This window comes from Streptococcus sp. CCH5-D3 (assembly GCF_001556435.1).
GTDB lineage: Bacteria > Bacillota > Bacilli > Lactobacillales > Streptococcaceae > Streptococcus.
In genome coordinates this window covers 1-7478 of record NZ_LSIW01000168.1, presented here as the reverse complement: position 1 = coordinate 7478, position 7478 = coordinate 1, and the positions used below count along the sequence as shown (strand labels likewise).

7 protein-coding genes are annotated in these 7478 nt (G+C 38.7%); 6 read left to right on the top strand and 1 reads right to left on the bottom strand.

Translation table 11 applies throughout. The features are described 5' to 3' along the window. Positions 1 to 56: 56 nt before the first annotated feature. Positions 57 to 1322, bottom strand: a complete 1266-nt coding sequence (locus AX662_RS09765; RefSeq protein WP_060972336.1) for an aminotransferase-like domain-containing protein — start codon at positions 1320 to 1322, stop codon at positions 57 to 59. A 159-nt stretch (positions 1323 to 1481) separates the two neighbouring features. On the opposite strand from AX662_RS09765, the gene AX662_RS09760 reads away from it, so the two are divergent. The 6 genes from AX662_RS09760 to nox all read left to right on the top strand — a co-directional run bounded on the left by AX662_RS09760 (position 1482) and on the right by nox (position 7373). Next, entirely contained in the window at positions 1482 to 2012 is a 531-nt protein-coding gene (locus AX662_RS09760) for a DUF5067 domain-containing protein (RefSeq protein ID WP_049545157.1), read from the top strand. Positions 2013 to 2148: 136 nt separating this feature from the next. After that, a complete protein-coding gene (locus AX662_RS09755) occupies positions 2149 to 2658 on the top strand; it encodes an ECF transporter S component (protein WP_060972335.1) in 510 nt (169 codons plus the stop codon). Next, on the top strand, positions 2659 to 3516 hold the full coding sequence (locus tag AX662_RS09750; protein WP_060972334.1) for a pyridoxamine kinase: 858 nt from the start codon (positions 2659 to 2661) through the stop codon (positions 3514 to 3516). Next, the gene (locus tag AX662_RS09745; RefSeq protein WP_060972333.1) at positions 3506 to 4036 is read left to right on the top strand and encodes an ECF transporter S component; all 531 of its coding nucleotides are present in this window, start codon (positions 3506 to 3508) and stop codon (positions 4034 to 4036) included. The genes AX662_RS09750 and AX662_RS09745 overlap by 11 nt, the downstream gene beginning before the upstream one ends. A 138-nt stretch (positions 4037 to 4174) precedes the next feature. Then, complete coding sequence (locus tag AX662_RS09740) at positions 4175 to 5713, top strand: ABC-F family ATP-binding cassette domain-containing protein (protein WP_003096870.1); 1539 nt, start codon at positions 4175 to 4177, stop codon at positions 5711 to 5713. 286 nt (positions 5714 to 5999) lie between these two features. Continuing rightward, a complete protein-coding gene (nox, locus tag AX662_RS09735) occupies positions 6000 to 7373 on the top strand; it encodes a H2O-forming NADH oxidase (protein ID WP_060972332.1) in 1374 nt (457 codons plus the stop codon). Positions 7374 to 7478: the final 105 nt, after the last annotated feature.

Below are 7478 nucleotides of genomic sequence, written 5' to 3'. Positions count from 1 at the left end.
TATTATGGGCTTATAGCCCTTGATCAAACCACCCGTTAGACGGGTGGTTATGATTGTCACTTTGTCTTTTTTAAAATTTTTATAAAGGATTCCAGTTCCTGTCCATGACCTATCTGCAGATAAGTTTCAGAAGTTGGTCTAATAAAGGAGGATTCTAAAAAGCGAATCTGCTTGTGGGCTTTGAATTTTTCGAGTGAAAACTCTTTAGGAAGTTGCCAAGTCACATGTCTAGGGGAAATCTGATAAGGAATGATAACCTTAGATTTCTCAATGATGGCTTGACTTTTAGCCATGTTTTGTTGAAAGAGGTCACCCAGCTTCTTAATATTTTTTTGGAACATGCCATTTTCGAGATAAACGGAAAGTGCTTTTTGCATGATGAGATTGGTATCATAGTCAATAAGTCCCTTGTGGCTCAAAAAGGTAGACTTAAGATTAGGAGGTAAGACAAGGCTACCTAGACGTAAACCTGGAAAAAGAGCCATGGAAAAGGATTTGATGTAGATGGTCTGATTTTGAGTATCATAGTAGTGAATCGGGAGATTTTTACTATCGCTAAAGTCTCCCATATAGTCATCCTCGACGATGAAAACATTATACTGATTGGCAAGCTGGGCCAGCTTTTCTTTTTCACTGGCAGAATAGCTTAATCCAAGAGGATTGGAGTAACGACTGATGGTATAGAAGAACTTAATCTGTCCAGATTTAAAGTACTCTTCCAAGCGGTCAAAATCTAAACCATCAAAACCACGGTTAATCGTCTCGTAAGCTAGATTCTGACGGTTAACGAGCTGGTTCATGCGATGATAGGTAGGTTGTTCTAAGAGAATTTTGTAGCCCCCATTACCAAAGTCCATCTGTGAAAGAATGTAGAGGGCCTGTTGGCTTCCTGAGGTTATGACAATCTGATCCGAATTGACATAAATATCGTCAGCAATTAATCGATTCTTTAAGGCTTCAAGCAAATCCTTGAGTCCGGCTTGTTCATGATAATAGTTGAAGAGGTAGTCCTGGTGACCCGCCAAACTTTCATCCAAACAAAGTTTAAAATCCTCGTAGGCCAATTGATTGTAATCGTTAAGGTTAAGAAGCACCTTATTATCGACTTCATTGCGTCCTTCGAGAACATAATAGCCACTTTTGGGTACGGCGTAAATATAGTTTTGATATTTGAGTTCCAAGAGTGCTCTTTGGGCTGTATCCTTACTACAGGCATAAGTCTGGCTAAGTTGACGAATAGAGGGGAGCTTACTCCCTTTTTTTAATGTACCATTTTGGATATCTTTGATAATGGTCTCGACAATATCTTGATAAATACTCATAACTGACCCCTTACAGATTTTTCCTTATTTTACCTTACTTCCCTTCTCAGAGCAATAGGCCCAGAGAAATTTGACAAGATTATTAGATTTTGACATAATAAGAAGGTTGTAAGGTAAAACTAAATTCCCCTTCCAAACAAGTTTAAGGAGATTATAAGAATGACTTTTAAGAAAATCTTAGGACTTCTCGCTCTTGCATGCTTGACTATTATCGGTTTGTCAGCTTGTACACCCGAGAAAGAGCCTACTTGGACCTACGATAAAAACAAAATGCTATTTACAGGACAAGATGCAAGTGTACAAGTTCTTTCTGCAACTAAAATCGAATCACCAGAAGGTCAAAAAGCTGTACGCGTTCACTATAAACTTAGCAACTCAAGTAAAGAAACCATGAATGCTTACACTCTTTTGATGAAGGTAGTCCTTGATGTGAAACAAGAGAAGGAAGAAGTGAAGGTGGCAACAATAGTCTTTTCTAAAGATGATGATCGAGATAAGATTGCAAATAAAACCACGATTGCTCCTAAGGAAGTTAAAGAAATCGTTGTTGACTATGCCGTTGCGGATTTTGATCATGATCTTAACATTGATTTCTCTGATTATGGTACTGAGGCAAACGCGACAGCCAAGCTTTCACTACAAAATCTTGAAAAGGCACCTGTCAAATATTTTGATAAAAAAGCTCAATAAGTTTGATCACCGCACGTTCGTGTGGTTTTTTTATTGCTCAAAATCTGTACCCATACAGTAATAAAAATACTATCTTGTTTAATCGTCAGAATTTTCATAAACTTATACTATATTTATTGACTAAGGAGTTTTAGGTATGTCAGCAAAACGTTTAACCATTTCTGCATTTTTCATGGCACTTGTCATTATTTTGAGTTCGAGTCTCTTATCTATCCCTGTGCCAGGTGGTCATTTCTATTTTAACGGGATTGTTATTTTCCTAGTTGGTTTAATTTTCCCACCTACAGAAGCAGTTATTATTGCGGGAGTAGGTTCCTTTATTGGAGATTTTCTTTTTTACCCTCTTCCTATGTGGGTAACTCTAGTAACACACAGCCTTCAGGTTCTTGCTATTGGACTCATTGTTGGAGGGCGTTTAGGAGAATTGAGCAAATCTAGGGCATCTTTAGGTCTCTTGCTTGGGGCTATTATTGATCTAGTAGGTTATGGCTTAGGAAGAGCCTTTATCTATGGTACGCCAGCTTATGCTATTATGAAGATTCCATTTGACCTTGTAGCTGCTATTCTTGGTTTAGGAGTGGCCTATTACATTTATTTCCACACAAGCTTTGTTAAACAGTTTAAAAAGACTTGGGAAGGGAAATAGATGACCAAAGTAATTGTTGCCAATGACCTCGTTGGTCTAGGTAAGGTTGCTATGACTAGTAGCCTCCCTATCATGTCAGCCTGTCAAACTGAAGTCCTTCCCTTGCCAACGGTTCTTTTATCTTCGCATACAGGGGACTTTAATAATATTTATGTACGGGACCTTACAGATGACCTAAAAGGGTTTTGTAAGCAGTGGGAGCACTTGGATTTTAAAGTAGATGGCCTTGTGAGTGGTTATTTTAAGTCAGAAGAAGAACTAAAACTTGTAGGTCAATTAGCTCGCGATAAAGAGATACCTCTATTTGTTGATCCTATTATGGCTGACAATGGCCGTCTCTATCAAGGTTTTGATAGAAACTATGTAGAAGCCATGAAAGATTTCTGTCAACAAGCAGATGTCATCATTCCCAATCTGACAGAAGCTGCCTTGTTGATGGATACTCCATATCTTGAAGCAGGTTCCTATGATAAAGTCACTGTTGAAAAGCTTTTGAGAGATTTGGCCAAGCTTGGCACTCGGAAAGTTATTGTGACAGGTATCTCTTTTGAGACAGACAAAATTGGGCTGGCTTATTTTGATAAAGAGACTAATGAAACGGCTTATCTTATGAGGAAAAGTTATCAATCTCATTTTTATGGAAGTGGCGATTTACTAACGGCAATCTTATCAGCTGGTTACTTTTATAACCTAGATTTACTAAAGGTTTGTGATTTGGCCTTGGATGTCATGGATAGAGTTCTTTCATCAACACTGTCCGATGGTCGTCCTTTAAAATACGGCCTATGCTATGAGCCTCATATTGGTTTATTATTTAGTGGTTTTAATGCCCTATTGGAGGAGAAAAATGAAAAGTGATAAAACACGTGAATTAGTTATCTTAAGTTTGTATGCTGCTTTGATTATTGTGAGTGTGCAGTTTATTCGTATTCCTTTTGGACCTCAATTTGTCCATTTGGGAAATGCCCTAGTTGTGATTGCTGTTTTGATTTTTGGAGCCAGAAAAGGTGCGCTAGTCGCAGCAGTAGGGTTAGGGTTATTTGATATTTTCAATGGTTATGCCGCTGAAGTCTGGATTACTATTTTAGAATCTTTGATTGTCTGTTATGTTCTCTATCTTGTTTTTGAAAAGCTATTAAAATCAAATGACAAAATGGCTAACATCTTAGTCGTTGGAGTCATAGCAGCAGTGACCAAAATTATTTTGAATTTTGTTAAGTACACGATTATTAATAGCGTCGTTGCGGCTTTACCAGTAAATGCTGCCATGGTATTGGCACTTACTAAAATAGGGGGAACCTTTGGAACATCATTAGTGACTATTATTGCAGTTCCTCTCCTATATCCTGTCTTTAAACGTATTTTACAGAGAAACTAAAGAGTTAGCAGGTTGGTCCTGCTTTTTCTTTTTAATTTTCCAGAAGCATAGGTCCAAATTTTCACTAAAAAATGGTAAAATAGTAGAGTTAATGTCAAGAAAGGAAAGGGCTGAAGACTGTTTTAGCCCAGATATGCTATGTCTATTTTAGAAGTCAAAAATCTTAGTCACGGATTTGGTGACCGTGCTATTTTTGAAAATGTCTCATTCCGTTTGCTCAAAGGTGAGCATATCGGTCTTGTCGGTGCTAACGGTGAAGGGAAATCAACCTTCATGTCTATCGTTACTGGAAAATTGCAGCCAGATGAAGGTAAGGTAGAGTGGTCTAAGTACGTTACAGCGGGTTACTTGGATCAGCATGCTGTTCTTGAAAAGGGGATGACCGTTCGTGATGTCCTTCGTACGGCTTTTGATGAGCTCTTTAAAACTGAAGAACGCATCAACGAGATTTACATGTCTATGGCTGACGAAGGAGCCGACGTTGATGCTCTGATGGAAGAAGTAGGTGAGCTTCAGGATCGTTTGGAAACGCGTGATTTCTATACACTAGATGCTAAGATTGATGAGGTTGCCCGTGCACTAGGTGTCATGGATTTTGGTATGGATACAGATGTAACGGACCTTTCAGGTGGTCAACGTACCAAGATTCTCTTGGCTAAGTTATTGCTTGAAAAACCAGATATCTTGCTTCTTGATGAGCCAACCAACTATTTGGATGCTGAACACATTGCCTGGCTTAAACGCTATCTTCAAGAATATGAAAATGCCTTTGTCCTCATTTCGCACGATATTCCTTTCCTAAACGATGTGATTAACATTGTCTACCATGTTGAAAATCAAGATCTGGTTCGCTATGCAGGTGATTATGACAATTTCCAATCTGTCTATGCAATGAAGAAAGCTCAATTAGAAGCAGCCTATGAACGTCAGCAAAAGGAAATTGCAGACCTTCAAGATTTTGTTAACCGTAACAAGGCGCGTGTTGCTACTCGAAATATGGCCATGTCGCGTCAGAAGAAATTGGATAAGATGGAAATTATCGAGTTGCAGGCAGAGAAGCCAAAACCAGAATTCCATTTCAAGGAAAGTCGTACACCTGGACGCTTTATTTTCCAAACCAAAGATCTCGTTATTGGTTACGACCGTCCATTGACCAAGGCTCCATTGAATCTTACATTCGAACGTAATCAAAAGGTAGCTATTGTCGGTGCCAATGGTATCGGTAAGACCACTTTGCTTAAGAGCCTGCTTGGTATTATTCAACCACTCGAAGGAGAAGTTGAAACAGGTGATTTTATTGACCTAGGTTATTTTGAACAAGAAGCAGAAGGCTCACGTCAGACGCCTCTTGAAGCGGTTTGGGACGCTTTCCCAGCTCTAAATCAAGCTGAGGTTCGTGCAGCTCTAGCCAAATGCGGATTAACCTCTAAACATATTGAAAGTCAAATTCAGGTGCTTTCAGGTGGAGAACAGGCTAAGGTTCGTTTCTGTCTCCTTATGAATCGTGAAAATAATGTCCTTGTTCTGGACGAACCGACCAACCACTTGGATGTTGACGCCAAGGATGAATTGAAGCGTGCCCTTCAGGCCTTTAAAGGTAGTGTCCTCATGGTATGTCACGAACCCGAATTTTATGAAGGTTGGACAGATGTTTGGGATTTTAATGAGTTAGTATAGTGATAAAAGAGTGTTGGCATTCTCTAAAGAGAGACTTGCTCACTCTTTTTTTATGTTAAAGAGCCGAGTAGACTTACTAAGATTTGATAAGACGGAGATGGTGTAGAGGAAGGTTGTCATCATAAAGTGTTTTTCTACAGATTTTGTCGTGACTTATTTGGGTTTTGAGCATACAAATTTAATTTGTTCAAAAAGTAACAAAGTCTGAGCATAAAAGGTGTAACCGTTTTCCGATTATGGTAGAATAAAACAGTAAACTATTATCAAAAGAAAGTTGGACAAACTTATGTCAAAAATCGTAGTTGTTGGTGCTAACCACGCTGGTACTTTTAGTATTAATACTATTCTCGATAATTACGGAGACCAAAATGAAGTAGTTGTTTTCGACCAAAACTCTAACATTTCATTCTTGGGTTGTGGTATGGCCCTTTGGATCGGTAATCAAATCTCAGGTTCTGATGGTCTTTTCTATGCCAACAAAGAAGGACTTGAAAGCAAAGGCGCTAAAGTTTATATGAACTCACCAGTTGAGTCTATTGACTTTGATGGTAAAACTGTTACAGCCCTCGTAGATGGTAAAGAGCATGTTGAATCATATGACAAATTGATTTTGGCTACAGGTTCTCAACCAATCTTGCCTCCAATCGAAGGTGCCGAAATTAAAGAAGGTAGCCGTACTTTCGAAGCTACGCTTGAAAACCTTCAATTCGTTAAACTTTTCCAAAACGCTCAAGAAGTTATTGATAAATTGAACGACAAATCTCAAGATATCAAACGTGTAGCGGTTGTAGGTGCTGGTTACATTGGTGTTGAATTGGCTGAAGCTTTCCAACGTCATGGAAAAGAAGTTATCCTTATCGACGTTGTTGATACATGTTTGGCAGGTTATTACGACCATGACTTGACTGACCTTATGGCTAAAAATATGGAAAGCCACGGTATCAAATTGGCATTTGGTGAAACTGTTAAAGCAGTAGAAGGTGAAACTAAGGTAGAACGCATCGTTACAGATAAAAATGCTTACGATGTCGATATGGTTGTTCTTGCTGTTGGTTTCCGTCCTAACACAGTTCTCGGTGCTAGTAAGTTGGAAACATTCCGTAATGGCGCTTACCTTGTTAATAAGAAACAAGAAACATCAATCGAAGATGTTTATGCAGTTGGTGACTGTGCTACTGTTTATGACAATGCCCTTGATGATGTGAACTACATTGCCTTGGCTTCAAACGCTGTTCGTTCAGGTATTGTCGGTGGTCATAATGCCGGTGGTGGAGATGTTGAATCAAACGGTGTTCAAGGATCAAATGGTATCTCAATCTATGGTTTGAACATGGTATCAACTGGTTTGACAGAAGAAAAAGCAAAACGCTTTGGTTTCAATCCAGCAGTAGTATCTTCAACAGATCTTCAAAAAGCTGCCTTTATGGAAGATGAAAATGCAGACGTTACAATCAAAATCGTCTATGACAAAGATACACGCAAAGTTCTTGGTGCTCAAATGGTATCACGCATGGACATCTCTATGGGAATCCACATGTTCTCATTGGCTATCCAAGAAGGTGTAACTATTGACCGTCTTCAATTGCTTGATTTGTTCTTCTTGCCACACTTTAACCAACCGCTTAGCTATATTGCTAAAGCAGCTATCTCAGCTAAATAATCTTAAACAGCTAATTCTACTGAATTAGCTGTTTTTTCTTTTTTTAATACGATAAATTGTAAAATATAGTGCAACAAAAAAACTCATAGCCTTTCATTGGTGTAA

Coding starts and splice junctions, on each gene's coding strand:
- AX662_RS09765 (WP_060972336.1), bottom strand. CDS start 1,322: ATGAGTATTTATCAAGATATTGTCGAGACCATTATCAAAGATATCCAA.
- AX662_RS09760 (WP_049545157.1), top strand. CDS start 1,482: ATGACTTTTAAGAAAATCTTAGGACTTCTCGCTCTTGCATGCTTGACT.
- AX662_RS09755 (WP_060972335.1), top strand. CDS start 2,149: ATGTCAGCAAAACGTTTAACCATTTCTGCATTTTTCATGGCACTTGTC.
- AX662_RS09750 (WP_060972334.1), top strand. CDS start 2,659: ATGACCAAAGTAATTGTTGCCAATGACCTCGTTGGTCTAGGTAAGGTT.
- AX662_RS09745 (WP_060972333.1), top strand. CDS start 3,506: ATGAAAAGTGATAAAACACGTGAATTAGTTATCTTAAGTTTGTATGCT.
- AX662_RS09740 (WP_003096870.1), top strand. CDS start 4,175: ATGTCTATTTTAGAAGTCAAAAATCTTAGTCACGGATTTGGTGACCGT.
- nox (WP_060972332.1), top strand. CDS start 6,000: ATGTCAAAAATCGTAGTTGTTGGTGCTAACCACGCTGGTACTTTTAGT.